The 23,978-nt window shown below is 68.5% G+C and carries 23 protein-coding genes and 2 tRNA genes; 19 read left to right on the plus strand and 6 right to left on the minus strand.

The genetic code is table 11. From position 1 onward, the window contains the following. The first annotated feature begins 111 nt into the window (after positions 1-111). Complete coding sequence (locus ACG00X_RS21170) at positions 112-2,289, plus strand: LamG-like jellyroll fold domain-containing protein (protein ID WP_394491258.1); 2,178 nt, start codon at positions 112-114, stop codon at positions 2,287-2,289. A 167-nt stretch (positions 2,290-2,456) separates the two neighbouring features. Here ACG00X_RS21170 and ACG00X_RS21175 read toward each other — a convergent pair whose 3' ends face one another. Together ACG00X_RS21175 and ACG00X_RS21180 are read right to left on the minus strand one after the other, a co-directional pair. Beyond that, on the minus strand, positions 2,457-4,007 hold the full coding sequence (locus tag ACG00X_RS21175) for a methyl-accepting chemotaxis protein (protein WP_394491260.1): 1,551 nt from the start codon (positions 4,005-4,007) through the stop codon (positions 2,457-2,459). Between the two features lie 171 nt (positions 4,008-4,178). Beyond that, positions 4,179-5,318: an iron-containing alcohol dehydrogenase gene (locus ACG00X_RS21180; protein ID WP_394491262.1), complete on the minus strand. Its 1,140-nt coding sequence runs from the start codon at positions 5,316-5,318 to the stop codon at positions 4,179-4,181. A gap of 197 nt (positions 5,319-5,515) precedes the next feature. Between ACG00X_RS21180 and ACG00X_RS21185 the strand changes: the two genes are divergently transcribed. The 3 genes from ACG00X_RS21185 to ACG00X_RS21195 all read left to right on the plus strand — a co-directional run bounded on the left by ACG00X_RS21185 (position 5,516) and on the right by ACG00X_RS21195 (position 7,880). Next, a complete protein-coding gene (locus ACG00X_RS21185) occupies positions 5,516-6,412 on the plus strand; it encodes an alpha/beta hydrolase (RefSeq protein WP_419964738.1) in 897 nt (298 codons plus the stop codon). A 71-nt stretch (positions 6,413-6,483) separates the two neighbouring features. Next, positions 6,484-7,341, plus strand: coding sequence for a YbgC/FadM family acyl-CoA thioesterase (locus ACG00X_RS21190; protein WP_394491267.1), 858 nt, complete (start codon positions 6,484-6,486; stop codon positions 7,339-7,341). Then, positions 7,338-7,880, plus strand: coding sequence for a hypothetical protein (locus ACG00X_RS21195; RefSeq protein WP_394491269.1), 543 nt, complete (start codon positions 7,338-7,340; stop codon positions 7,878-7,880). The genes ACG00X_RS21190 and ACG00X_RS21195 overlap by 4 nt, the downstream gene beginning before the upstream one ends. Before the next feature lie 31 nt (positions 7,881-7,911). On the opposite strand, the gene ACG00X_RS21200 is transcribed toward ACG00X_RS21195, so the two are convergent. Next, a complete protein-coding gene (locus tag ACG00X_RS21200; protein ID WP_394491271.1) occupies positions 7,912-8,160 on the minus strand; it encodes a DUF4936 family protein in 249 nt (82 codons plus the stop codon). Between the two features lie 161 nt (positions 8,161-8,321). Next, entirely contained in the window at positions 8,322-9,212 is an 891-nt protein-coding gene (ygfZ, locus tag ACG00X_RS21205) for a CAF17-like 4Fe-4S cluster assembly/insertion protein YgfZ (protein ID WP_394491273.1), read from the minus strand. A 47-nt stretch (positions 9,213-9,259) separates the two neighbouring features. On the opposite strand from ygfZ, the gene mltG reads away from it, so the two are divergent. The 8 genes from mltG (at position 9,260) to ACG00X_RS21245 (ending at position 16,201) form a co-directional block, all read left to right on the plus strand. Beyond that, entirely contained in the window at positions 9,260-10,252 is a 993-nt protein-coding gene (gene mltG / locus ACG00X_RS21210; protein ID WP_394491275.1) for an endolytic transglycosylase MltG, read from the plus strand. Continuing rightward, positions 10,249-10,866 carry a dTMP kinase gene (tmk, locus tag ACG00X_RS21215; protein WP_394491277.1) on the plus strand — a complete coding sequence of 206 codons (618 nt, stop codon included), beginning with the start codon at positions 10,249-10,251 and terminating at the stop codon, positions 10,864-10,866. Before mltG ends, tmk begins: the two co-directional genes overlap by 4 nt. After that, complete coding sequence (locus tag ACG00X_RS21220; protein WP_394491279.1) at positions 10,860-11,864, plus strand: DNA polymerase III subunit delta'; 1,005 nt, start codon at positions 10,860-10,862, stop codon at positions 11,862-11,864. Before tmk ends, ACG00X_RS21220 begins: the two co-directional genes overlap by 7 nt. Positions 11,865-11,925: 61 nt before the next feature. Then, complete coding sequence (locus ACG00X_RS21225) at positions 11,926-12,354, plus strand: PilZ domain-containing protein (protein ID WP_394491282.1); 429 nt, start codon at positions 11,926-11,928, stop codon at positions 12,352-12,354. Then, entirely contained in the window at positions 12,354-13,139 is a 786-nt protein-coding gene (locus tag ACG00X_RS21230) for a TatD family hydrolase (protein WP_394491284.1), read from the plus strand. The genes ACG00X_RS21225 and ACG00X_RS21230 overlap by 1 nt, the downstream gene beginning before the upstream one ends. Continuing rightward, on the plus strand, positions 13,136-13,789 hold the full coding sequence (locus ACG00X_RS21235; RefSeq protein WP_394491286.1) for an ankyrin repeat domain-containing protein: 654 nt from the start codon (positions 13,136-13,138) through the stop codon (positions 13,787-13,789). The genes ACG00X_RS21230 and ACG00X_RS21235 overlap by 4 nt, the downstream gene beginning before the upstream one ends. 123 nt (positions 13,790-13,912) lie before the next feature. Next, complete coding sequence (locus ACG00X_RS21240) at positions 13,913-14,146, plus strand: hypothetical protein (RefSeq protein WP_394491288.1); 234 nt, start codon at positions 13,913-13,915, stop codon at positions 14,144-14,146. A 168-nt stretch (positions 14,147-14,314) separates the two neighbouring features. Beyond that, on the plus strand, positions 14,315-16,201 hold the full coding sequence (locus ACG00X_RS21245) for an AI-2E family transporter (RefSeq protein WP_394491290.1): 1,887 nt from the start codon (positions 14,315-14,317) through the stop codon (positions 16,199-16,201). A gap of 81 nt (positions 16,202-16,282) precedes the next feature. Here the strand turns inward: ACG00X_RS21245 and efp are convergent, their stop codons facing one another. Both efp and earP read right to left on the minus strand, forming a co-directional pair. Beyond that, entirely contained in the window at positions 16,283-16,837 is a 555-nt protein-coding gene (gene efp / locus ACG00X_RS21250) for an elongation factor P (protein WP_394491292.1), read from the minus strand. Between the two features lie 96 nt (positions 16,838-16,933). After that, positions 16,934-17,965, minus strand: coding sequence for an elongation factor P maturation arginine rhamnosyltransferase EarP (gene earP, locus ACG00X_RS21255; RefSeq protein WP_394491295.1), 1,032 nt, complete (start codon positions 17,963-17,965; stop codon positions 16,934-16,936). Between the two features lie 32 nt (positions 17,966-17,997). On the opposite strand from earP, the gene uvrC reads away from it, so the two are divergent. The 7 genes from uvrC to ACG00X_RS21290 all read left to right on the plus strand — a co-directional run bounded on the left by uvrC (position 17,998) and on the right by ACG00X_RS21290 (position 23,914). Further along, positions 17,998-19,986: an excinuclease ABC subunit UvrC gene (uvrC, locus tag ACG00X_RS21260; protein WP_394491297.1), complete on the plus strand. Its 1,989-nt coding sequence runs from the start codon at positions 17,998-18,000 to the stop codon at positions 19,984-19,986. A gap of 22 nt (positions 19,987-20,008) precedes the next feature. Next, complete coding sequence (locus tag ACG00X_RS21265) at positions 20,009-20,548, plus strand: hypothetical protein (RefSeq protein ID WP_394491300.1); 540 nt, start codon at positions 20,009-20,011, stop codon at positions 20,546-20,548. A 67-nt stretch (positions 20,549-20,615) separates the two neighbouring features. Continuing rightward, positions 20,616-21,182 carry a CDP-diacylglycerol--glycerol-3-phosphate 3-phosphatidyltransferase gene (gene pgsA, locus ACG00X_RS21270; protein WP_394491302.1) on the plus strand — a complete coding sequence of 189 codons (567 nt, stop codon included), beginning with the start codon at positions 20,616-20,618 and terminating at the stop codon, positions 21,180-21,182. 200 nt (positions 21,183-21,382) lie between these two features. Then, a complete protein-coding gene (locus tag ACG00X_RS21275; protein ID WP_394491355.1) occupies positions 21,383-21,667 on the plus strand; it encodes an HU family DNA-binding protein in 285 nt (94 codons plus the stop codon). Between the two features lie 40 nt (positions 21,668-21,707). Continuing rightward, positions 21,708-21,783: transfer RNA gene (locus ACG00X_RS21280), tRNA-Val, on the plus strand. Positions 21,784-21,893: 110 nt separating this feature from the next. Further along, positions 21,894-23,810 (plus strand): peptidylprolyl isomerase, encoded by a 1,917-nt coding sequence (locus ACG00X_RS21285; protein WP_394491304.1) that lies wholly within the window; start codon positions 21,894-21,896, stop codon positions 23,808-23,810. 28 nt (positions 23,811-23,838) lie between these two features. Further along, positions 23,839-23,914 (plus strand) — tRNA-His (locus ACG00X_RS21290). Positions 23,915-23,978 lie beyond the last annotated feature (64 nt).

Raw genomic sequence — 23,978 nt, forward strand, 5'->3', positions numbered from 1 at the left:
AGCGCGTCACCGGCCCATGCGCTTCAAGCGCGGGGCAGGGTGACATGGCGGGGCTGATCCGCCTGGGCGTGAACACTGGACGGGGGCCGATGCTCGACCACCCGCGTCAACATGACAACGAGAAAAACTGACCTCGCGAGCAACCGGCGCGCCGTGCTGAAGGCGCTGGGCGTCGCCCCCATGCTGTCCGTGTTCACGGGTTGCCAAGACGGCAATCAGGTGGGCGATGGCGATGACAGTGGGCAGCCAGCCGCAACACCGGCACCGGCACCTGCACCAACGACTGCACCGACGACGGCACGCACCTTTGTTCATCCCGGCCTGCTGCACACCGAGGCCGATTTCGCGCGGATGCGGGAGAAGGTGGCTGCCCAGGCCCAGCCGTGGCTCGACGGCTGGACTGCGCTGCAATCCAGCGGCCGCAGCCAGCTGGGCGGGGTGCCGCGTCCCTTGGCCACGGTGGTGCGAGGCGGGGATGGATCGAATTTCGCGCAGCTCTATATCGACATTGCCCGCAGCTACCAGTTGGCACTGCGCTGGAAGGTCTCGGGCGACACCCGCTATGCCGACCGAGCCGTGGTCTTTCTCAACGCCTGGTCGTCGACGTTGACCAGCATCACCGGCAACGCCGACCGCTACCTGGCGGCGGGCATCTACGGCTGGCAATTCGCCAATGCCGCCGAGATCATGCGCACCTACCCGGGCTGGGCGGCATCCGACTTCAAACGCTTCCAGCAGATGATGCTCGAGGTGTTCTACCCGCTGAGCAGCCGCTTCCTGCGGGAGCACAACGACGCCGTCATCACGAATTACTGGGCCAACTGGGACCAATGCGCGATGGCGTGCGTGCTGGCCGTCGGCGTGCTGTGCGATCGCGAGGATCTCTACGACGAGGCCACCCACTACTACCGCCACGGTCAGGGCAACGGGGCAGGGCTGCAGGCGGTCTACCACGTCCACCCGGGCTATCTTGGCCAGGCACAGGAAAGCGGGCGAGACCAGGGGCACGCCACGCTGGGCGTGGGCCTGGCCGGTGCGTTCATGGAGATGGCCTGGAACCAGGGCGACGACTTCTACAGCTACGACAACCGCCGCTACCTCAGCGGCGTGGAGTACGTGGCCAAGTCCAACCTGAAGGATGCGAGCGGCGCCTTCTACAGCCTTCCCTATCTCAGGTATGCCAACAAGCAGGGCGTGTCCACGGGCGTTTCTGCGGCTGGCCAAGGCAGCATGCGTCCTGTCTTTGAGTCGGTGCTGCACCACTATGAAGGTCGCCTGGGCGTCGCCGCCGCCTACACCCGCCAGATGGCCCTGCAAATGCGCCCCGAGTCTGACGGCGGTAACGGCGACCAGCTGGGTTTCGGCTCGCTCACGTTCGCCCGCGACGCGGTGCTGGGCGGCAGCCCGAGCGGGTTGACCGCACGGCGCCGGGCAAGCCAGGTGGAGTTGTCGTGGTGGGGGACGCCTGACGCCGTTTCCTACAACGTCAAGCGCGCCACGCGCGCCGGCGGGCCCTACACGGTCGTGGCCAACGGCATTGGCGACCTGCTCACGTGGACGGATGCCGCGCCCGCAGGGTCGCTCTGGTATGTCGTCACCGCCGTCAACGCCACCGGTGAAAGCGGGGCCTCCAACGAGGTGGCTGTCTCCATGGTTCCCCAGTTGTCACTGCATCTGAAGTTCGATGAAGGCGCGGGCCTCACGGTCGCAGACGCCACGGGGCGCTGGCCGGCCAGCCAGGTCACGAAAGCAGCCGGATGGACGGCAGGCCGCGGGCCCGGCGCTGCCTGGGCGCTCGACGGCGTCAACGACCACGTCACGCTGCCGGCCGAGATCGTCAAGGACCTGAGCGACTTCACCATCGCTGCATGGGTCTACCTCGATGCAGCCACGCGCTGGGCGCGCATCTTCGACATCGGCTCGGGCCCGCGCCGCGCCATGTTCCTCACCGCGTGCAACGCGGCGGGCGTCGCTCAGTTCACGATCGACACGGAACATGGCTATGTTGCCGAGGGCATCACAGGCAACGCTGCACTGCCCACGGGCACCTGGACGCATGTGGCGGTGACGCTGTCGGGCAGCGTGGGGACGCTCTACGTCAATGGACTGCCTGTGGGCAGCAACCCGGACATGCATTTCGCCCCGTACCGTCTGGGCGTTGGCATGGACGGCTGGATCGGGCGCTCGCAGTACACGACCGATCCCTTCCTGAAGGGCAAGATCGACGACTTCCGCCTTTACCAGGGGGCGCTCGATGCCGCCGCGATGAGCGCCTTGGCCGCCGCCTGACGGGATGCGTTAGCGCAGCGCACGGGCCGACCCCTGGCATCGCACGGCGCGGCCGTGCAAGCCGTTCGGTAGCCGCTCACCGAGGGGCGCCGATCAACTCTGTTCGACGATCACCTTGCTGAGCCCCGTCGACACCTGCTCGGCTCGCCCAGCGCAGCCCTGATCGTTCAGCGGCGCGAAACCTGGAAGATCTTGACCGCGCCATTCAGCGTGGCGGCCTGCTCGCGCAGGCTTTCGGCGGCGGCGGTCGATTCCTCGACGAGCGCTGCGTTTTGTTGCGTGACCTGGTCGAGCTGAGAGATGGCGATGTTGACCTGGGCGATGCCGTCCGACTGCTCGGAGGTGGCGGTCGTGATCTCGCCCATGATGTCCCGCACGCGCTGCACGGCGCTGACCAGCTCTTCCATCGTGCTGCCGGCTTCGGCAACCAGGCGTGAGCCCGCTTCCACGCGGTCGACGCTGCTGCCGATCAGGCTCTTGATCTCCTTCGCGGCATCCGCCGAGCGGCCGGCCAGCGAGCGCACCTCACCCGCCACGACCGCGAAGCCGCGCCCTTGCTCGCCGGCGCGCGCGGCTTCCACGGCAGCGTTCAGCGCCAGGATGTTGGTCTGGAACGCGATGCCGTCGATGACACCGATGATGTCGGCGATCTTGCGCGAGCTCGTGTTGATCTCGTCCATCGTCTGCACGACCTGCGCCACCACGTCGCCGCCGCGCTGGGCGACGTTGGCGGCCGAGACGGCCAGCGTGTTGGCGTGCCCAGCCGACGCGGCCGAGTGCTGCACCGTGCCGGTGAGTTCTTCCATCGCGCTGGCGGTCTGCTGCAGGCTGGAGGCCGCCTTCTCGGTGCGGGCGCTCAGGTCCTGGTTGCCGCTGGCGATCTCGGTGGAGGCGGTGTCGATGGATTCGGCCGAGTCGCGGATGCTGCCGATGGTCTGGGACAGCGTGTCGCGCATGCGGCGCAGGGTCGTCTGCAACTGGCCGATCTCGTCGGCACCGGCCGCCAGGCCCTGGCCCGATCGCCGCAGGTCGCCGTCAGCCACGCGGGCCGCGAGATCGTTGGCGGCGCCCAGCGGCACGATGATGCTGCGGGTGATGCTCCACGCCGCCGCTGCGCCGAGTGCCAGCATCAGCACGCCAAAGCCCCACAGCATCAGCTTGCCGTCCTGGTTGGCGGTGTCGATGCGGGCTGCGGTGTTGTCGATCTGCTTGCGCTGATGGTCCAGGAACTCCTGGATGCGCGCGAGGTAGACCTTGGAGCCGGGCACGAAGACCTCGTTGAGCAGCTTGTCAGCCGCGTCGGCCTGGCCGTCCTTCTTGAGCTTGGTGATCTGGTCGCGCGATTCGAGGTAGACCTTGCGGGATTCGCCGACGGCATCGAACAGCTTCTGTTCTTCGGGCGAGCGGACCATGCCCTTGAGCTTCTCCTGCATCTCGCCGGAGGCCTTGCTCGACTGGATCTGCTCATCCTTGAACAGGTCGGCCATCGATGCGTCGGCGCTCTTGGCGATGGCGATCGTGCGGCGCACGCCCGAATTGATGTTGCGGTTCCAGTCTGAAATGAGGCGCTCCTTGGCGAGCGGCTCATCCATCATCTGGTGGGTCTCCCGGGCCATGTCGGTCAGGTGCCAGGACGCAAACAGAATGACGCCGGCGGCGAGCGCCAGCACCAGGCCAAAGCCGGCCATGAGCCGCTTGCCGATCGAGAGCTTGTTCATCATTTCTTTCTGCGCGGTGGGGCGCTTCGTGCGACGCGATAACCCACCATGCTAGCGCCCAGTTGAGTGTGACAAGCCTGCCGGGGTGGGACTTCGGTCACGCTGGCTGGGTGAACGCGACGCCCGACCTCGGGCGCTGTCGGTACGGCCCCACAGGCGCGCTGCAGATGGTCAGCGGGAGGCCGCCAACAACGCGTGATAGTCGTCGGCGCTGGCAATGCGCGGGTTGGTCTTGTGGCAGTGATCCAGCAGCGCGAGCTCGACGATGCGCTCGTTCAGCGCCGGGTCGACCCCCATGGCCGCGAGGCCCGACGGCAGGCCCAGCCGGTGGTTCATCGACTGCAGCGCATCCGCCACCGCGTGCGCACCGCTGCCGGCCAGCCCCATGGCCTGGGCCAGCCGCGCGATGCGCTGCTCGCCCGCGACGCTCGGCGCCTGGGCATTGAAGCGGATGACGGCGGGCAGGAACACCGCGTTCAGCGTGCCGTGGTGCAGCTTCGGGTTCAGCCCGCCCAGCGCGTGGCTCAGCGAGTGCACGGCGCCCAGCCCTTTCTGAAACGCGAGCGCGCCATGCACGCTGGCACACATCATGTCGAGCCGCGCGTCGCGGTCCTGGCCGTCGCGGGTTGCCCGTTCGATGGCGGCCCAGCCGCGGCGCAAGCCCTCCAGCGCGATGCCGTCTGCCGCCGGGTTGAAGGCCGGCGCGAGAAAGGTCTCGATGCAATGCGCGATGGCGTCCATGCCGGTCGCGGCGGTCAGGTGGGCGGGCAGGGCGAGCGTCAGCTCCGGGTCGCAGATCGCGGCCTTGGGCAGCAGCACCCAGTTGTGAAAGCCGAGCTTGCGACCGTCGTCGACGATGAGGATGGCCCCGCGCGCCACCTCGCTGCCGGTGCCGGCCGTCGTCGGCACGGCGATGATGGGCAAGACCTGGCTGCCGATGTCGCCGGCGCCGCCCTCGATGGTGGCCCAGCGCTTGAGCGGCGGTGCATGCGTGGCTGCGATGGCGACGCCCTTGGCCAGGTCGATGGCCGAGCCACCGCCCACCGCCACCAGCCCGTCGCAACCCTGCTCGCGCAGTTGCTCGACGGCCTGCCGCACGGCCGCCTCGGTGGGGTTGGGGGGCGTGCGGTCGAACACCGGCGGCGCCGGCGTGAACGCGCCGAGCGCCATGTCCAGCACGCCCGCCGCGCGCACGCCGGCATCGGTGACGATCAACGGCCGCCGCATGCCGGCACGCTCGCATTCCGCCGGCAACAGGCTGCGCGCACCGAAGGCCAGCTCGATGCGGGTCAGGTAGAGGATCTGGGCCATCGTGTGGACTCCGCAGTCGCCATGATGGGGCATCCTAGGCTCGGCCGCCGGTGCGGGAAGTCATGCAGGTGACGCGGCGCCGGGCTGGCGCGGCCTGTCGGCGAGCGCGGGCCGGGTGTGCAGGTTGTCGAGGGACTGCCGTGTCGGCAGACAATGCGAGCCCGATGAGCCCACCCACCCAACTCCTGACGCCGCGAATGGCCGGCGTGCTCGACCGCATCCATCGGGCCAACCGGCCGCCCTTTCATACCTTGACGCCGGGCGAGGCCCGGCTCGCCTACCGCATGGGCGCCGAGATCCTGGATCTGCCGCGCGCGCCGCTGCCGCGCGTGGAAGACCTGGAGGTCGCCGGCCGGCCGGCCCGGCTGTACGCCCCGGCCGCCACGGCGTTGCCCGTGCTGCTGTATCTGCATGGCGGCGGCTTCACGATCGGCGGCCTGGAAACCCACGACAGCCTGTGCCGTCAGCTCGCATTGCGCAGCGGCGCTGCCGTTCTGTCGCTGGATTACCGGCTCGCGCCCGAGCATCGCTTTCCCGCCGCCGTGGACGACGCCTGGGCGGCGCTGGCCTGGGTGCACGAGCACGCGCATACGCTGGGGCTGGACGGCTCGCGGCTGGCGGTGGGGGGCGACAGCGCCGGCGGCACGCTGGCGGCGGTCTCGGCCTTCTTCGCGCGTGACCGCGGTCTGCCGCTGAAGCTGCAGTTGCTGATCACGCCGGGCACTGCCAGCCTCCCGAACACGCCATCGCACCGGCTGTTCGCCAACGGCTTCCTGCTCGACGCCGCCAGCATCGAGTGGTTCTTCGGCCATTACCTGGACCGTCATCAGCGTCACGACTGGCGCTTTGCGCCGCTGGAGGCCGACGACCACGCCGGCCTGGCGCCTGCCTGCGTCGTGCTGGCCGAATGCGACCCGCTGGTGGACGAAGGCATCGCCTACGCCGACACCCTGCGGGCTGCTGGCGTGTCAGTGCAGCTGGAGCTCTATCGCGGCGTCACCCATGATTTCATCAAGATGGGGCGCTATATCCCCGAAGCCTTGACTGCCCTCAATGCCTGCGCCGACAGTCTGAAGCAACATCTGGCGACTTGAGGGTGCACGATGACGCACTCGCGCGCGCGCAACGCAGCCCCGCAGGCGACCTCCCGCTCACTTCCACCACCATGAAACGCACTGACTTTCGCCACACCGAGCCGCTGCGCGTGCGCTGGGCCGAGATCGATGCCCAGGGCATCGTCTTCAATGGCCACTACCTGACCTATCTGGACACCGCCGTCAGCGGGTATTGGCGCGCGCTGGCCATCCCCTACACCGCGACGATGAAGAGCCTGGGCGGTGAGCTCTATGTGCGCCGGGCCATGCTGGACTACCGCGGCTCCGCCCGCTACGACGATCGGCTCGACATCGGCATCCGCTGCCGCGAGTTCGGCAACAGCTCGATGAAGGTGGACGGTGGCATCTTCCATGGCGAGCAGTTGCTGGTGCAGGCGGAGATGGTCTATGTGTTCGCGGACCCGTCGACGCAGTCACCCGCGCCGCTGCCCGCACCGTTGCGCGGCCTGATCCAGGATTTCGAGGCTGGCCAGCCGGTCGTGGACGTCACGCTGGGCGGCTGGGCCGAGCTGGGCGCCGAGGCCACGGCGATTCGCCGTGAGGTGTTTGTCGAGGAGCAGCACATCCCGGCGGACATGGAGTGGGACAGCGCCGACGCCAGCTGCCTGCATGCGCTGGCGCGCAACCGTTTCGGCATGGCGCTGGCGACGGGGCGGCTGCTGGAGCATGTGCCCGGCGTGGCCAAGATCGGCCGCATGGCCGTGCTGCGCGCCATGCGTGGCACGCAGATCGGCCGGCAGGTGCTGGAAGCCCTGATGGCCGAAGCCCGCCGGCAGGGCTACCGCGAAGTGCTGCTGCATGCCCAGCTGGCCGCCGAGAACTTCTATGTGCGCGCCGGCTTCCAGCGCCGCGGCCAGCCGTTCGAGGAGGCGGGCATTGGGCATGTGGAGATGGTGAGGGCTCTATGAGCCTGGTGCGGCGCCCCTTACGCATCGGTTGGGCGCTGCGCATGGCGCTTGCTGGACTTGCTTTCCTTCAGGGCCCGGCTATGGGCTGCAGTTGTGTCTGGCCAGCCCAGAATGAGTACAAACAGAATCTGGATCGTCACTTCGAGCAGGCGAGCGAGGTGATGGTCGCAAGCGTGCAGTCAACGCGGCTGACGCCAGGCGACATCAGTGGCTACGTCAACGGGGACATGTTTGTAGAAGACGCCATCTTCGTTGTCACGGAAGTCTTCAAAGGCAGTCGAAAGGTTGGCAGCGAGCTGTCAATCCGTTCCGCCATCGGTGGAGGGCAATGCGGTGTCAGCGCGGTCAATCGACCGGTTTGGCTGGAAGTGAGCAGGAGGCGCAAGACCGACGAGCGCCTGGATGCCAAGTTGCCAGGGGCCTGGCTGATCTTCGGCGACGGTAAGCCTCCGTACGAATTCAGCATGTGCGGCCCGTCCAAGCCCATCAATCAAGTGGGCAAAGAGCTGGCACGTTTGCGCAGCCGTCGTCAGCAGTGATCCCGTCGGCCGATGTGCTGGCGGACGGACTTCAGCCCAGCATCTCGAACCGCTCGACCTTGCGCTCGCTGGCCAGCCATTGCGCCATCGCCGCCGCCACGGTCGGTTCGCGGTGGCCCCAGCCTTCGGGGTAGATCTCCATCCACGTCCAGCTGCCGTCGTCGTTGGCCTCGGGCCGTTGCAGCAACTCGAGAGGCGCCTCGACGCGGGCCTTGCGGAAGGCGATGAGGGCGGCGTCGACGTTGTCGGCGGCGATGCGGTAGTAGACGTAGAGCTGCATTAGAAGCTGTGAATGGACTCGGTGCGGCCGAGCAGATCGCTGCGGCGCTGCCAGTCAAGGCGCAAAACGGAGCCGTAGCTCGGGCTACGGCGAGCATTTGCAACGCCGAGTGGCGACGTTGCGACGGGGTGAGCGGGCGTGCCGGGTTCGTTCACAGCTTCTCAGTCCTGCGGCGGAATCTCGTAGGGCAGGGGGCGCGGCTGCAGCAGCGCGCCACCGGCGTGACCCAGGTGAAGGCTGCCCCCCTCCAGCGCCGCGAGCTTGATCTCGGCGGTGAGCACCGTGCGGCCATCATGCAAGCCGCTGCCGGCCACGACGCCGGCGGGCTGCTCCGGATCGGCGCTATGAAAGATCTCCTGACCCACCGTGGCCGCGGCATCGGTCTCGAACACCTGCAGCCGGCGCTTGAGCGTGCCGCGGTACTGGCTGCGCGCCACGATCTCCTGGCCGGGGTAGCAGCCCTTCTTGAAGTTCACGCCGCCCAGCAGCTCGAAATTGATCATCTGCGGCACGAAGGCCTCGACGGTGGCGCCGCGCACCCAGGCCACGCCCGCGCGGGCTTCGGCAGCGGCCCAGTCATCGGCCGTCAGCGCGGCACCGCCCGGCGCGGGGTTGCCCACCGGCTGCACGCGCAGCGCGCGGCCCTCGCCCGGCAAGCGGATGTCCACCGCGTCGCCGTCGCGGGACAGCGTCCAGGCGGGCGCGGCCGGCGCGCCCAGCAGGCCGTGAATGGCGAACTCGGCGCTCGCGTCGCTCAGCTTGCACTTGGCGCGCAGCACGAACATCGACAGGCGCTTGAGCGTCGCTGCCAGCGTGTCTGCGGGCAGTGCCAGCAGGATCTCGTCGTCCCCCTGTTTCCAGCCCACCATCGTCGCCAGCAAGCGCCCCTTGGCGGTGCAGAAGCCGGCCAGGCGGGCGTGCTCGCGGTCGAGCAGCGCGAAATCCTGGGTCAGCTGACTGTGCAGGAAGCTGGCGGCATCGGCGCCGAGGGCGCGGATCACGCCCCAGTCATCGAGCCGGAGTTGAGAGAGGGGTTGGGCGATTTCAGACATGGCCGCAATTATCATCAGCCCCCTTTGGGCAGGGCTCGGGCAAGGGCATGAAGTGGATGTGGCGAGCGGTGCTCGCGTTGTTGTTGATCGCGGCGCTGGCCGCCGCTGGCGTGTGGCAATGGCTGCACCGTCCGCTGACACTGGCGGCTCCCTCGGTCGAGTTGTCCGTCGAGCCCGGCACGAATCCCGCCGAAGTCGCCCGTGCCTGGGTGGCGGCGGGCGTGCAGGCCGACTCGCGGGTGCTCTACCAGTGGTTCAAGTGGTCAGGCCAGGCCAAGCAGATCCGTGCCGGCAGCTACGAGGTGCACGCGGGCATCACGCCCTACGAGCTGCTGGACAAGATGGTGCGCGGCGACCAGGTGCTGGAGCAGCTGCGCGTCATCGAGGGCTGGAACTGGCGCCAGATGCGCGCGGCGCTGGCGGCCGCCCCGGCGCTGAAGTCACGCATAGCGGCGATGAGCGACGCCGAGGTCATGGCGGCGCTGGGCGAGCCCGGTGTCGCGCCGGAAGGGCGCTTCTTCCCCGACACCTATGCCTACAGTCGTGGCGTCAGCGATCTCACTGTGCTCAAGCGCGCCCGCGAGGCGATGAAGAAGCGCCTGGCGGCCGCCTGGCGTCAGCGCGCGGCGGACCTGCCGCTGAAATCGGCCGAGGAGGCGCTCGTGCTGGCCTCCATCGTCGAGAAGGAGACCGGCTCGCCGGCGGACCGCAGCCGCGTCGCGGCCGTGTTCGTGAACCGGCTGCGCCTGGGCATGCCGCTGCAGACCGACCCGACGGTGATCTATGGCCTGGGCGACGGCTTCGACGGCAACCTGCGCAAGCGCGACCTGCAGGCTGACACGCCGTTCAACACCTACACGCGGGGCGGCCTGCCGCCCACGCCGATCGCGATGCCGGGCGCGGCGTCGCTGCAGGCAGCGCTGAACCCGGCGCCCGTGAAAGCGCTGTACTTCGTTGCACGTGGCGACGGCAGCAGCGAGTTCAGTGACGACCTCGCCGCGCACAATCGCGCGGTCAACAAATACATCCGCGGCAAGTGACGGGACGATTCATCAGCTTCGAGGGCATCGACGGTGCCGGCAAGTCCACCCACATCCAGGCGGTGGCCGACTGGTTTCGCGCGCGCGGTGCCGACGTGCAGCTCAGCCGCGAGCCCGGCGGCACGCCGCTGGCGGAGGCGCTGCGCGACCTCGTGCTCCGTGAGGCCATGGGCTCGCTCACCGAGGTGTTGCTGATGTTCGCCGGCCGGCGTGACCACGTCGAGACCGTCATCAAGCCCGCGCTGGCCGCCGGCAAGACGCTGCTGTGCGACCGTTTCACCGACGCCAGCTTCGCCTACCAGGGCGGCGGCCGGGGCCTGCCGCTGGCGGTGCTGGACACGCTGGCCGACTGGGTTCAGGAAGGCACGGAGCCGGAGCTGACGCTGTGGTTCGACCTGCCGGCCGAACAGGCGGCGGCCCGCCGAGCCAGCGCCCGCGAGGCGGACCGCATCGAGCAGCTGGACCTGGACTTCTTCGAGCGTGTGCGCGCGGCCTACGCGGCGCGCGCCGCACAGGCGCCCGGGCGCATCGTGCGCATCGACGCCAGCGGCACGGTGGCCGAGGTGGGCGCCGCCGTGCTGAACGTGCTGCAAGCGCGGTACCCGGCATGCTGAACGCCGATCTGCCCTGGCTGAGCGCGCCGCTGGCCGACGCACTCACGCGAGCGCGCTCCCATGCCCTGCTGGTGCAGGGGCCGGCGGGCGTGGGCCAGCTGGAGCTGGCGGTCAAGCTCGCGCAGAGCTGGCTGTGCGAAACCGCGGCCCCGGGCCAGCCGGCCTGCGACCACTGCGCCAGCTGCAAACTGTTCGCCAGCGGCACGCACCCCGACTTCCAGCTGCTGCTGCCCGAGGCGCTGGAAGCGCCCGCACGCGAGTCGCTCGGGCTGCCGTTCGAGGAGCCGGACGCCAAGGCCGGCAAGGCCAAGCCCAGCAAGGAAATCAAGGTCGAGGCGGTGCGCAGCCTGCTGGCCTTCGCGCAGGCCACGTCGGCGCGCGGCAGGGCCAAGGTCGTCGTCATCTTCCCGGCCGAGGCGCTGAACGGCGTCGCGGCCAACGCGCTGTTGAAGACGCTGGAGGAGCCGTCGGGGCTGCTGCGCTTCGTGCTGGCCAGCCATGACAGCGCGGGCCTGCTGCCCACCATCCGCAGCCGCTGCCAGCCGCTGCCGCTGGCGTTGCCCGAGCGCGGTGCGGCACTGGCCTGGCTGGCGGCCCGTGGTGTCGAGGGCGCCGAGGGCTTGCTCGCGGCCACCGGCGGGCGGCCGCAGCAGGCGCTGGAATGGTTCCAGGCCGGGCTGACGGACGCCGCCTGGCAGGCCTTGCCCAAGCGCATCGCGCGCGGGGAGACGCAGTCGCTGGCCGACCTCGCGCCGCCGCGGGCCATCGACGCGTTGCAGCGGCTCTGCCATGACTTGGTGCGCCGCAGCCACGGCCAGCCGGGGCAGTTTTTCGCGGCGGCGTCGCTGCCGTCGCCGAAGAAGGCGGCCCCGCTGCTGGCCTGGGAGGCCGAATTGCGGCGCGCGGCCCGGCACGCCGATCACCCCTTGAACGCCAGCTTGTGGATCGAGGCGCTGGTGGCACAAGCCCAGGCGGCGGTCACGGCGTCGATTCGTTGAGCCTGAAAACGGCCGCCGTGGGCGTGGCCGCCGCGCGTTTCCAGGCTCTTACACTCGCGCCATGAGCGACGCGACCCCCAAGCAATCCCAGCCCAGCCAATTCGGCGGCGCCCAGTCGCCGGCCACCCCCAGCCAGGGGGCGACGTCTGGCTCGCGGCCGAGCGTCATTCAGCTGGTCTTCCGTGAGAAGTCGGCCCTGTACGCGGCCTACATCCCGGCCTTTACCGAGGGCGGCTTGTTCGTGCCGACCACGCGGGACTACCGGCTGGGCGAGGACATCTACCTGCTGCTGGCGCTGCCCGAAGACACCCAGCGCTACCCCGTGGCCGGCAAGGTGGCGTGGCTGACGCCGGCCAATGCGTCCGGCGGCCGCACGCAGGGCGTGGGCGTGCGTTTCCCGGGTGACGACAAGACGCGGGTCATCCGCGTGCGCATCGAAGAGATCCTGGGCACGCTGGTGTCGTCCAGCAAGCCCACGCAGACGCTCTGATGTTCGTCGACTCGCATTGCCACCTCAGCTTCCCCGGGCTGAGGGAGAACCTGCCATCCATCCTCGCCGACATGCGCCAGGCGCAGGTCGAGCAGGCCATCTGTATCTGCACACAGATGGAGGAGTTCGAGGACGTTCACGCGCTGGCCATGGCCCACGAGCAGCTGTGGTCGACCGTCGGCGTCCACCCGGACACCGAGGACATGCGTGAACCCGATGTGGACGAACTGGTGCGGCTGGCCGCCCGGCCGCGCGTGGTCGCCATCGGCGAGACGGGGCTGGACTACTACCGCCTGAACGGCCGCAGCGTGGCCGACATGGAATGGCAGCGCGAGCGCTTTCGCACCCACATCCGCGCCGCCCGGCAGGCGGGCAAGCCGCTGGTCATCCACACCCGCTCGAGTGCTGCCGACACGCTGCGCGTGCTCGACGAAGAGGGCGCCGAGCAGGCCGGCGGCGTGTTCCACTGCTTCACCGAGTCGGCCGAGGTGGCGCTGGCCGCCATCGAGCGCGGCTACCACATCTCGTTTTCCGGCATCGTCAGTTTCAAGAACGCCCAGGACCTGCGCGACCTGCTGAAGCTGCTGCCGCTGGATCGCCTGCTCATCGAGACGGACAGCCCCTACCTGGCGCCGGTGCCGTTTCGCGGCAAGACCAACACGCCCGCCTATGTGCCGCATGTGGCCAAGGCGGTGGCCGAGGCCGTTGGCCTGCCGGTGCCCGAACTGGCCGCGCTGACCGCCGCCAACACACGGCGGCTGTTCCGCTTGCCGGAGCCGGCATGAGGCGCTGGGCTGCGCTGCTGATGGCGGCCGCGTTCGCGCTGCCGGCCGTCGCCACGCCGGTGGATGACCTCGTGATGGCCGCCGAGATGAACGACCCGCGCGTCGTCAAGGCGCTGCTGGCCAAGGGCGTGGACCCCAATGTCACGGATTCACGTGGCCGCACGGCCCTGTTCACGGCGGTGCGCGAGGGCTCGACCCATGCATTGGAGAGCCTGCTGCTGGCGCCGCAGCTCGACGTGAACACCGCCAACGCCAGCGGCGAGACGCCGTTGATGCTCGCGGCGCTGCGGGGCTCGCTGCCGGCCGTGCAGGCGCTGGTCAAGCGCGGCGCGGCCATCAACCGCAAGGGTTGGACGCCGCTGCACTATGCGTGCAGCGGCCCCGACAACGGCGTGGCGGCCTACCTCATCGAAGCCGGCGCGGCGCTGGATGCGCGCTCCGACAACGGCACGACGCCGCTCATGATGGCGGCGCGCTATGGCAACAGCAGCCTGGTGCCGCTGTTGCTGAAGGCGGGCGCGGAGCCCCGTGCGGCCAACGAGCAGGAACTGACGGCTGCGGACTTCGCCCAGCGTGGTGGCCGCGACCGGGTGGCCGCAGAGCTGCGCGCCGCCATGGCGCAGCGCCCGAGCGCCGGCCGCCAGCCATAGAGCGGGGCGGGGCGTGGTGGGCGTGTAAGGCAAAGTCTTACAGCCCCTACCGCGCTGGGCCGACTTCTAGGGAGCGGGGCCACTGCCTACAGTGGATACATCGACAAACGCCCGAGGCCCACCATGCTGTCCACCACCCCGAATCTGGCAGACCCCTTCGCGATGCTGATCTCGCCCGACGAGGTGATGCACGCCATCGAGTGCTCCGACCGCCTGGCGCGGCTGCAGCGCCGCGTCTACCGCCCGCTGGACCGGCCGTGGATTCCGCTGCGCGGCTCGGCCTCGGCCGATTTCGACAGCGAGATCGACGCCGAGCCCGAGCTGGACATCCCCGACCTCTCCAACGACGCGCTTTGACGCAAGACGCCCGCTGCGGCGGGCGCCTTTGTCGAGGGGGCTTGGCGCTGGTTCTGCGCTGGCCCGTCTGATCGCCAGAATCGGGTCGGCGGCAAGATGCATGTCGGCAGGGCTCGGGTTGTAGGTTGAAATACGCGGCCGGCCGTTTGGCGCCGCGTCGTCACAACCATGACCCCTCCAGTCCCGACACCAGCCCCCGCTCCCGCCCCGACCGAACCTTCCACCGTACTGGCGCTCAAGATCCTGGCCGGCACGGCCGTGCTGGGCTTGCTGTACGTGGCCCGTGATGTGCTCGTGCCGGTGGTGCTGGCGTTGATGTTGGGCTTCGCGCTGGCGCCGGTGGTGCGGCGCATCCGCCGGCTGGGCCTGGGGCAGACGGCGGCGGCGCTGGCGGCGTTGTCGCTCAGCGGTGCAGTCGTGTTCGGCGTCGGCTGCGCCGTGTTTTCCCAGGTGGGCGCGCTGGCCAGCAGCCTGCCCAGCTACGAAGCGAATGTGCGGGCCAAGGCAGCCGCGGTGCGTGCCCTGACGATCGACCGAATCGCTGAGGCCAAGGACAGGGCCGGACGCTTGATCGGTGAAGCCGCCGCGCCCGCGCCGCTTCGTGAGGACCTGCTTCCGGTGGCGCCCGTCGCTCCACATGCCCCGGTGGCCGCGCCTGCCGCGGCGGCGGCGGATGACGCCGCCGGCCTGGTGGCCAAGGCCCTCGCTGCAGTCTGGGGGCCGTTGGGCATGCTGGGTGTCGTGGCGCTGGTGCTGATCTTCGTGCTGCTGGAGCAGGACTCGCTGCGCGACCGGCTGATCCGCCTGGTCGGTGGGCAAGACCTGCGCGGCGCCACCAATGCGATCAACGACGCAGGCGAGCGGCTGTCGCGCTACTTCGTCTCGCAGTTCGCGGTGAACCTGGGCGTGGCGGTGGTGGTCGGTATCGCGCTGGCCCTGCTGGGGCTGCCGCAGGCCGCCGTGTGGGCCTTGCTGGCGGGTCTGCTGCGCTTCATCCCCTACGTGGGCTTTCCGGCGGCGGCCGCCTGTGCCGCAGGTTTCGCCGCGGCGGTGGACCCGGGCTGGCATCTGGCCTACATGGCCTTGCTGGTCTTCGTCGTCGTGGAGCTGCTGGTGGCCAACGTCGTGGAGCCGCAGCTCTACGGTCACACGACCGGGCTGTCGCCGTTCTCCGTCGTCGTCTCGGCGGTGGCCTGGGGTGCGCTATGGGGGCCGGTGGGCCTGCTGCTGTCCACGCCGCTGACGCTGTGCCTGGTGGTGGCGGGGCGGCATGTGCCGGCGCTGGCCTTCTTCGACATCCTGTTCGGCGATGCGCCGGCGCTGACCTTGTCGCAGCGCTTCTACCAGCGCTGCCTCAGTGGCGACGCGGTGGAGATCCTGGCCGAGGCGCGCAGCTATGTGCGGCGACGTTCGCTGGCGTCGTACTGCGACAAGATCGTGATGCCGGCGCTGGAGTTGGCGCGCGGCGATGTCGAGCGTCAGCTCATCAGCGCCGAGCAGCAGCGTGTGGCCCAGCAGGTGGTCGTCCAGGTGTTCGCGGATCTCGCGCACGAAAGCCGGCCGGCCCGGCGTCACCGCGGATCGGTGCTGGACGGAGGCAGCCTCGGCCTGACGCTGCGGGATGCCCGCATGCAGACGGCCGGCCGCTGGCAGGGCGCATTGAACGTCGCGCCGGGCTCGGTCACGCTGTGCCTGAGTACGTCGGGTGCCGCTTCGCAACTGGTTGCCGAACTGCTGGCCCGGGCGCTGCGCGCCGATGGCGTGGATGCGCGCCATGTGACGCTGGGCGAGCTGGCCGAGCCGCCGGAAGGTGCGCGCGCCGATGTCGTGGGCACGATGATCCTCGTGACGGCCGGCGAACCTGCCACGGTCGAGGAGTGGGAACGGGTCACCGAGGTGCTGAACCGGCTGGGTGCGGCGCATCTGCTGCTGATGATCCATGCCTTCGACGGCACGATGCCGGTCGACCGCCTGGACGCCGGCCGGGTGCACCGCACCGTCTATTCGTTCGAGGAAGCCTTGGCGCTGGTGAAGGGCGACGGCTTCAAGTCTTGAAGCAGGGCTGCCGAGGCGAGGCGGCTGCCGCATGAAAAACGCCGCCCGAGGGCGGCGTTGTCCGTGGCGGTCGAGACCGGCTTAGACGCGCTTGCGGTACTCGTGCGTGCGCGTGTCGATTTCGATCTTGTCGCCGTTTTCGACGAACAGCGGCACGGCGATTTCGAAGCCGGTGCCCTTCAGGCGGGCGGGCTTCATGACCTTGCCCGACGTGTCGCCCTTGACGGCCGGTTCCGTCTCGATTTCGCGCACGACGCTGGTGGGCAGTTCGATGGAGATGGCCTTGCCGTCGTAGAAGGTCACTTCCGCAGCCATGCTGTCTTCCAGGTAGGACAGCGCGTCGCCCATGTTCTCGGCTTCGACTTCGTACTGGTTGTACTCGGTGTCCATGAACACATACATCGGGTCGGCGAAGTAGCTGTAGGTGCACTCCTTCTTGTCGAGGATGATCTGCTCCATCTTGTCGTCGGCCTTGAACACGAGTTCAGCACCGGCGCCGTTGAGCAGGTTCTTCATCTTGATGCGCACGGTGGCGGCGCCACGGCCACCACGGCTGTATTCGGTCTTCAGGACGACCATCGGGTCCTTGCCCTGCATGATCACGTTGCCGGCGCGGATTTCTTGAGCGAGTTTCATGGTGCGATATCTCGAGTTGGGGGCCGAAGGCGGGCTTCGGCTGTTGGCGCACCAGCCCCCAGAAATGTCCGGTGTGGCGCGGCAAAGCCGGGCATTCTAGCGGCAAGCCCCCAGGAAGCCTTGCAATTGCGTCACCAGGTCGGGCTGGGCGGTGAGCTGACTGCGCCAGCCTGGTGCGTGCGCGGCGGCTTCGTCCAGGCCCGTGAGGGCCGGCGGCATCGGGGCCAGGCCGTTCCACCCGCGCCACAGCGCGCGCCAGGCCGGCGGCAGTTCGGCCCGCGCCATGAAGGCTTCGAGCTTGGCGTGGTGCGCGTCATCGTGCTGCGGATAGATCTGCCAGACGAACGGCTTGCCCGCCCACTGCGCGCGCACGAAGGAATCCTCGCCGCGCACGAAGTTCAGGTCGCAGGCCCACAGCAGTCGGTCGTAGTCGTCCTGCGGCAGATAGGGCAGGGCGATCGTGCGCAGGTTGGGGCCGCTCGCAACCTGCGCCTGCAGCGGCCCCGGGCAGGCCAGCAGCAGCGTCGGCCGGCCCGACAAGGCCTGCAGCAGCGCGGGCAGGGCCGGGTTCGCATAGGCGAACAGGCTCACGACGCGCTCGCCGGGGCGCGGTGCCCAGCCGTGCTGCGCCAGCCAGGCCGCGCCGTCGAACGAGGCCTGCTGCGTGGCCAGCGCCACTTCGCGCAGCAGCCCGCCGGTGCGCGGCGTGAAGCCCGGATAGAAGAAGTGCTTGGTCAGCCCCCGGCCGGGGCCGCTGAACTGCGGTGACGCCAGGCCGTGGCTGCGCTCGACATAGTCTTCGGCGCTGAGGTATTCGAGGTTGATCCACTGCGGCGCGGGCCGGCGGGCGGCCATGCGGGCGACGAAGGGGTCGGGCAGGTCGCAGCCGAAGGCCTCGATGACGACATCGCCCGGCACCACGTCGACATCGCCTGCGGGCCAGGGGCGCACCTCGATGCCTGCGGGGTGCTGCGGGGCCATCCATGCCAGCGCACTGACGTCATCCACCCAGAGCCGCGCGCGCTCACCGCGCCGGGCCAGATCACGCGCGAGCCGCCAGCACACGCCGAGGTCGCCATGGTTGTCGATGACGCGGCAGAAGATTTCCCAAAGGCGCGGAGAGCTCATCGCCGGCATTGTCCCAGGCCAAAATCCCGGCAATGTCCAGCACGACCCCTCCCAGCGCCGACGCCGGCGCGCAGTTCCTGGCCGAGCGCGCCGCCATCGAAGCCGCCGAGCGGCAGAGCGCCATCGAGCTGGAGGCCGCCGCCCGCGAGCAGCGCGAGCGCCTGGTGGCCGAAGTCAATGCACTGCCTGCGCTGCCGGGGGTCTATCGCTATTTCGATGCCAAGGACGACGTGCTCTACGTCGGCAAGGCCAAGGACCTGAAGCGGCGCGTCAGCAGCTACTTCCAGAAGAACCATGGCGGCAGCCGCATCGGCATGATGGTGGCGCGCATTGCCCGCATGGAGACCACCGTCGTGCGCACCGAGGCCGAGGCGCTGCTGCTCGAGAACAACCTCATCAAGACCTTGAACCCGCGGTTCAACATCCTGTTCCGCGACGACAAGAGCTACCCCTATCTGAAGATCACGTCGCACGCCTACCCGCGCATGACCTACTACCGTGGTGCGGTGGACAAGCGGCATCAGTATTTCGGGCCGTTTCCCAGCGCCTGGGCAGTGAAGGAATCCATCCAGCTGATGCAGAAGGTGTTCCGCCTGCGCACCTGCGAGGACAGCGTCTTCAACAACCGCAGCCGACCCTGCCTGCTGCACCAGATCAAGCGCTGCTCCGGCCCTTGTGTGCCGGCCGGCCAGACGGGCGAATACGCGCGCGACGTGCGCAGTGCCGAGGCGTTTCTGCGCGGCGAGACCGACGAGGTCATGGCGTCGCTGCAGCTGCAGATGGGCGCTTACGCCGAGCGCTTCGAGTACGAGCTTGCGGCCGAGGTGCGCAACCAGATCCAGGCGTTGTCCAAGGTGCTGCAGCAGCAGGTGGTGGAGGAGAGCAGCGCCACCGGCCGCGACCGCGATGTGGACATCCTGGCGGTGAAGGTGCAGGGCGGCAAGGCCTGCGTGAACCTGGCCATGGTGCGCGGCGGGCGCCACCTGGGCGACCGCGCGTTCTTTCCGAAGCATGTGGACGATGCCACCGCCGTGCGGCTGGACGACGAGGATGCCCTGTCCCCGGAGCGCCAGGTACTGGAGGCCTTCATGGCGCAGCACTACCTGGCGGCGCCGGTGCCAGGTCTCATCGTCGTCAGCGAAGCGGTCGATGCCGGGCTGGCCGAGGCGCTGGGCGCGCAGGGCGGCAGCCGCGTGACCGTGCAGGCCCAGCCGCGCGGCCAGCGCCGCATCTGGCTGGAGATGTGCGTCAAGGGCGGCGAGCTGGCCCTGGCGCGCCTGCTCGCAGAGGAGGGCTCGCAGCAGGCGCGTACGCGGGCGCTGATCGAGGCGCTGGATCTCTCGGTCACGGAGATCGACAACTTCCGCATCGAGTGCTTCGATATCAGTCACACGGCGGGCGAGGCGACGATGGCGAGCTGCGTCGTGTTCGAAGGCCACCAGATGCAGAGCAGCCAATACCGCCGCTACAACATCGAGGGCATCACGGGCGGTGACGACTACGCCGCCATGCGCCAGGTGTTGACGCGCCGCTACAGCAAGATGGCCGAGGCGGCCCAGCTCGGCACCGGGCGGCTGCCGGACTTGGTGCTGGTGGACGGTGGCCGGGGCCAGGTCAGCATGGCGCGCGAGGTGTTCGTGGAGCTGGGGCTGGATCTGGGCCTCATCGCCGGCGTCGAGAAGGGCGAGGGACGCAAGGTCGGCCTGGAGGAGCTGGTGTTCGCCGATGGTCGAGAGAAGGTCTACCTCGGTCGGGACTCGGCGGCGCTGATGCTGATTGCGCAGATCCGTGACGAAGCGCACCGTTTTGCGATCACCGGCATGCGGGCCAAGCGCGCCGCCACGCGCACCGGCGGCTCGCGGCTGGAAGATGTGCCGGGCGTCGGCCCCAAGAAGCGCGCGCAGCTGCTGCAACGTTTTGGCGGCGTGCGTGGCGTGGCCGGCGCCAGTGTCGACGAACTGGCCAGCGTGAAAGGCGTGTCCCGCGAGCTGGCCGAAGAGATCTATCGCGCGCTGCACTGAGCCGCAGCGTCAAGGAGACGTCATGCCCGTGATCGCCCCTGTCAAACGCGCGTTGCGCTGGTTGCTTGGCCCGCTGCTTGCCGGCTGCACCGCCGCACCCCGGGCACCCGCGCCTGTGCCCGTGACGGCGCCGTCAGCAGCGCCGCCTGCTGTGGCCGCCGTGCCTGCCGCCACGCCCGCGGCGCCGTCGGCAGCGCCGCTGTCGCGCGCTGCGCCCAGCCTGACGCCGCCCCGCGCCGTGCGCACGCAGGAGGAGCTGCGCCGCCAGGCCGCCGAGCGCCTCGTGCTGGCCAATCCGGATCGCACATTCACGACGACGGCGCCCACGCATCTGCTGACGGTCATCGTGCTCGAAGTCGAGGTCCGGGCCGATGGCAGCGTGCGCCGCGTCAACGTCATCCGCAAGCCGCGTTATGCGCCAGAAACGCTGCAGATGGCGATCGACGCCGTGCATCGCGCGGCGCCGTTCGGCGATGTGCGCCGCATGCCGGAGCCCTGGAAGTTCACCGAAACCTTCCTGTTCGAGGAAGACCGCCGCTTCAAGCCCCTCACGCTGAATTGAGACCCGCGCACCACGCCGGGGTAGCGCAGCGGTTGGAGAGGGCTGCGCCTTGGGCACAATGCCCCATATGTTCCTGACTCTGCCGACTCTGCTGACCTGGGCCCGCATCGTGGCCATCCCGCTCATCGTCGGGGTGTTCTACCTGGACCTCACACCAGCGCATCAGAACCTGTTTGCCACCGGCCTGTTCATCGTCGTCGCACTGACCGACTGGCTGGACGGCTACCTGGCTCGCAAACTCAACCAAACCTCGTCTTTCGGCGCCTTCCTCGACCCGGTGGCCGACAAGCTGATGGTGTGCTCAGCGCTGCTGGTGCTGCTCAAGCTGCAGCGCGTGGATGCCTTCGTCGCGCTGGTCATCATCGGCCGCGAGATCACGATCTCGGCGCTGCGCGAATGGATGGCGCAGATTGGTGCATCGCGCAGCGTGGCCGTGCACATGGTCGGGAAGCTCAAGACGACGGCGCAGATGGTGGCCATTCCCTTCCTGCTCTTTCACGGCCATCTGTTTGGCGTCATCGACACCCAGGTCTGGGGGACATGGCTCATTTACGCGGCGGTGGTGTTGACCATCTGGTCGATGGTGTATTACCTGCGCAAGGCCGCACCGGAGATCCGAGCCAAGGCTCGCTGACCGGCTGAGCGCGGCCCGAGTTGTATCGGGACTTTTCCTGCCCTTCCCGGCGTCTGGCGCCCGTCTAGAATCCGCTTCCCCGCGCGAGCCCGGGCCGTCGAATCTACGGCCAGTTCGGGCTTCCGGCAGTACGCGGGTGGCCAGTCGCTAGCAGCCCTGTCGATCGTCCGCGACGGCAGGGCCCAACCGCTGAATCCAACCTGGGGGCACGAGTGAACAAATCAGAATTGATCGAGCACATCGCCAAGCAAGCGGACATCTCCAAGGCCGCTGCCGGCCGTGCGCTCGAAGCCGTGATCGGCGGCGTCAAGACGACGCTGAAGAAGAATGGCACCGTATCGCTGGTAGGCTTCGGCACCTTCAGCATCACGAAGCGGGCGGCCCGTACCGGTCGCAACCCGCGGACCAATGAAGCCATCAAGATCAAATCGGCCAAGGTGCCCAAGTTCAAGCCCGGCAAGGCGCTGAAGGATGCCGTGAACTGATAATGCTGGTTTCGGCGCCTTGTGCGCACCCCGGTTTACCGGGCGCTTAGCTCAGTTGGTAGAGCACCTCCCTTACACGGAGATTGTCGGCGGTTCGAGCCCGTCAGCGCCCACCATAGAATCCGTTTCCCTTCGAAGGCGAACCTCGGTTCGCCTTCGTCGCGTTCTGGCTTGCATTTCATGCGTGCCCTGACCGGCCGCCCAAGACCCCTCGAGGCTTTCCGAGATGTTTGAATTTGTCCGCGCCCACACGCGCCTGTTCCAGTTCATCCTGTTGCTGCTGATCCTGCCGTCCTTCGCCTTCGTCGGCATGCAGGGCTACACGAGCATGATGGGCGGCGCCAATGCCAGCGTGGCCAGCGTCGATGGCCGCAAGATCACGCAAGGCGAATGGGAGGTGGCGCAGCGCGAGCAGAACGACCGCATCCGCCGCCAGAACCCCAACATCGACGCCAAGCTGCTGGATACGCCCGAGGCCAAGCATCAGGCGCTCGAGAGCCTGGTCACCGAGCGCACGTTGAAGGCGGCTGCTGAACACCAGCACCTCACGCCGACCGTTGAGGAAACCAAGGCGCGCTTCTGGGCTGACCCGCAGTTCGCCTTCCTGCGCAACGCGGATGGCGCCACGATCAACGCCGGCCTGCTTGCCGCGCAGGGCATGACGCCGTCGGGCTTCCTCGAGCGTCTGCGCCAGGACTATGCGCTGCGCCAGGTCACCGCTCCCGTCGAGGCTTCTGCGGTGGCTGGTAGTGCCATTGCGAAGCTGGCGTTCGATTCCCTGCTGCAGCAGCGTGAAGTGCAGACGCAGCGTTTCGATGTCAAGGACTTCGCTGCCAAGATCAATCCGAGCGAGGCTGATCTCGAAGCCTTCTACAAGGATCCAGCCAATTCGGCCAAGTTCCAGCTGCCCGAGACGGCGCAGATCCAGTACGTCGTTCTCGACCTCGAGGCGCTGAAGAAGGACGTCAGCTTCACGGAAGACGATCTGCGCAAGTACTACGCGGAAAACGCCTCGCGCTACGGCGTGCCTGAAGAGCGTCGTGCCAGCCACATCCTCGTCAAGGTCGAGCGCAGCGCGCCGGCCGACGAGCGCGCCAAGGCCAAGGCCAAGGCCGAGGAGTTGCTGGCTCAGGTCCGCAAGAACCCCGCCTCGTTCGCCGAGGTCGCCAAGAAGAATTCGCAGGACGAAGGTTCGGCCGTGAACGGCGGTGACCTGGACTTCTTCGGCCGCGGCGCGATGGTCAAGGAATTCGACGCGGCCGTCTACGCGATGAAGCAAGGCGAGATCAGCAATCTGGTCGAGACCGACTTCGGTTACCACATCATCCAACTGACTGGCACTCGCGGCGGCGAGAAGAAGCCTTTCGAGGCGGTGCGTGCGGAAGTGGAGTCCGAAGTGCGCAAGCAACTCGCCCAGCGCCGCTACTCCGAAGCGGCCGAGCAGTTCGGCAATCTGGTCTACGAACAGTCCGACAGCCTCCAGCCCGCGGCCGACAAGCTCAAGCTGCAGATCCAGACTGCGACCGTGACGCGCAAGCCCGCGCCGGGTGCCGCCGGCCCGCTGGCATCGACCAAGCTGCTGGACGCCGTGTTTGGCAACGAGGCGCTGCACAACAAGCGCAACACCGAGTCGGTCGAAACAGGCCCGAGCCAGCTCGTTTCCGCGCATGTCACGCAATACAACGCGGCCCGTATCCCGCCGCTGGCTGATGTGAAGGACAAGGTGCGCGCGCAACTCGTCAACACGCTCGCCAGCGCCGAAGCCCGCAAAGCTGGCGAAGCGCGCCTGGCAGCCATGAAGGCAACGCCGACGGACACGGCAGGCCTGGATGCGGCGGTCGCCATCTCGCGTGCCAAGCCGGCCAACTTCACGCGTGCTCAACTCGAGGCTGTGCTGGGTGCGGATGCTGCCAAGCTGCCGACCGTGATCGGCGTGTCCGCAGACGACGGCAGTTATGTGGTTGTGCGCATCAACCAGCTGCAACCGCGTGACCCGGCCATCGTTGATGACAAGCGTGCCACACAGCAATACGCCAGCGCCTGGGCGCGTGCGGAAGGCCAGGCCTACCTCGCGGCACTCAAGTCGCAGTACAAGGCTGCAATTAAAATTGCATCTCCTGCTTCGGCAGCTAGCGCGCCTTAATTTTTAGGCTATACTTTATGGCTCAGCGGTGGTTGTAGCTCAGTTGGTAGAGTCCAGGATTGTGATTCCTGTTGTCGTGGGTTCGAGTCCCATCAGCCACCCCAAAATTTCTGCTTGAGCGCGTAAGGCCTTGATTTCATTGGAAATCAAGGCCTTTTCGCTTGGTGA

The organism is Pelomonas nitida (assembly GCF_043555975.1).
GTDB lineage: Bacteria > Pseudomonadota > Gammaproteobacteria > Burkholderiales > Burkholderiaceae_C > Pelomonas > Pelomonas nitida.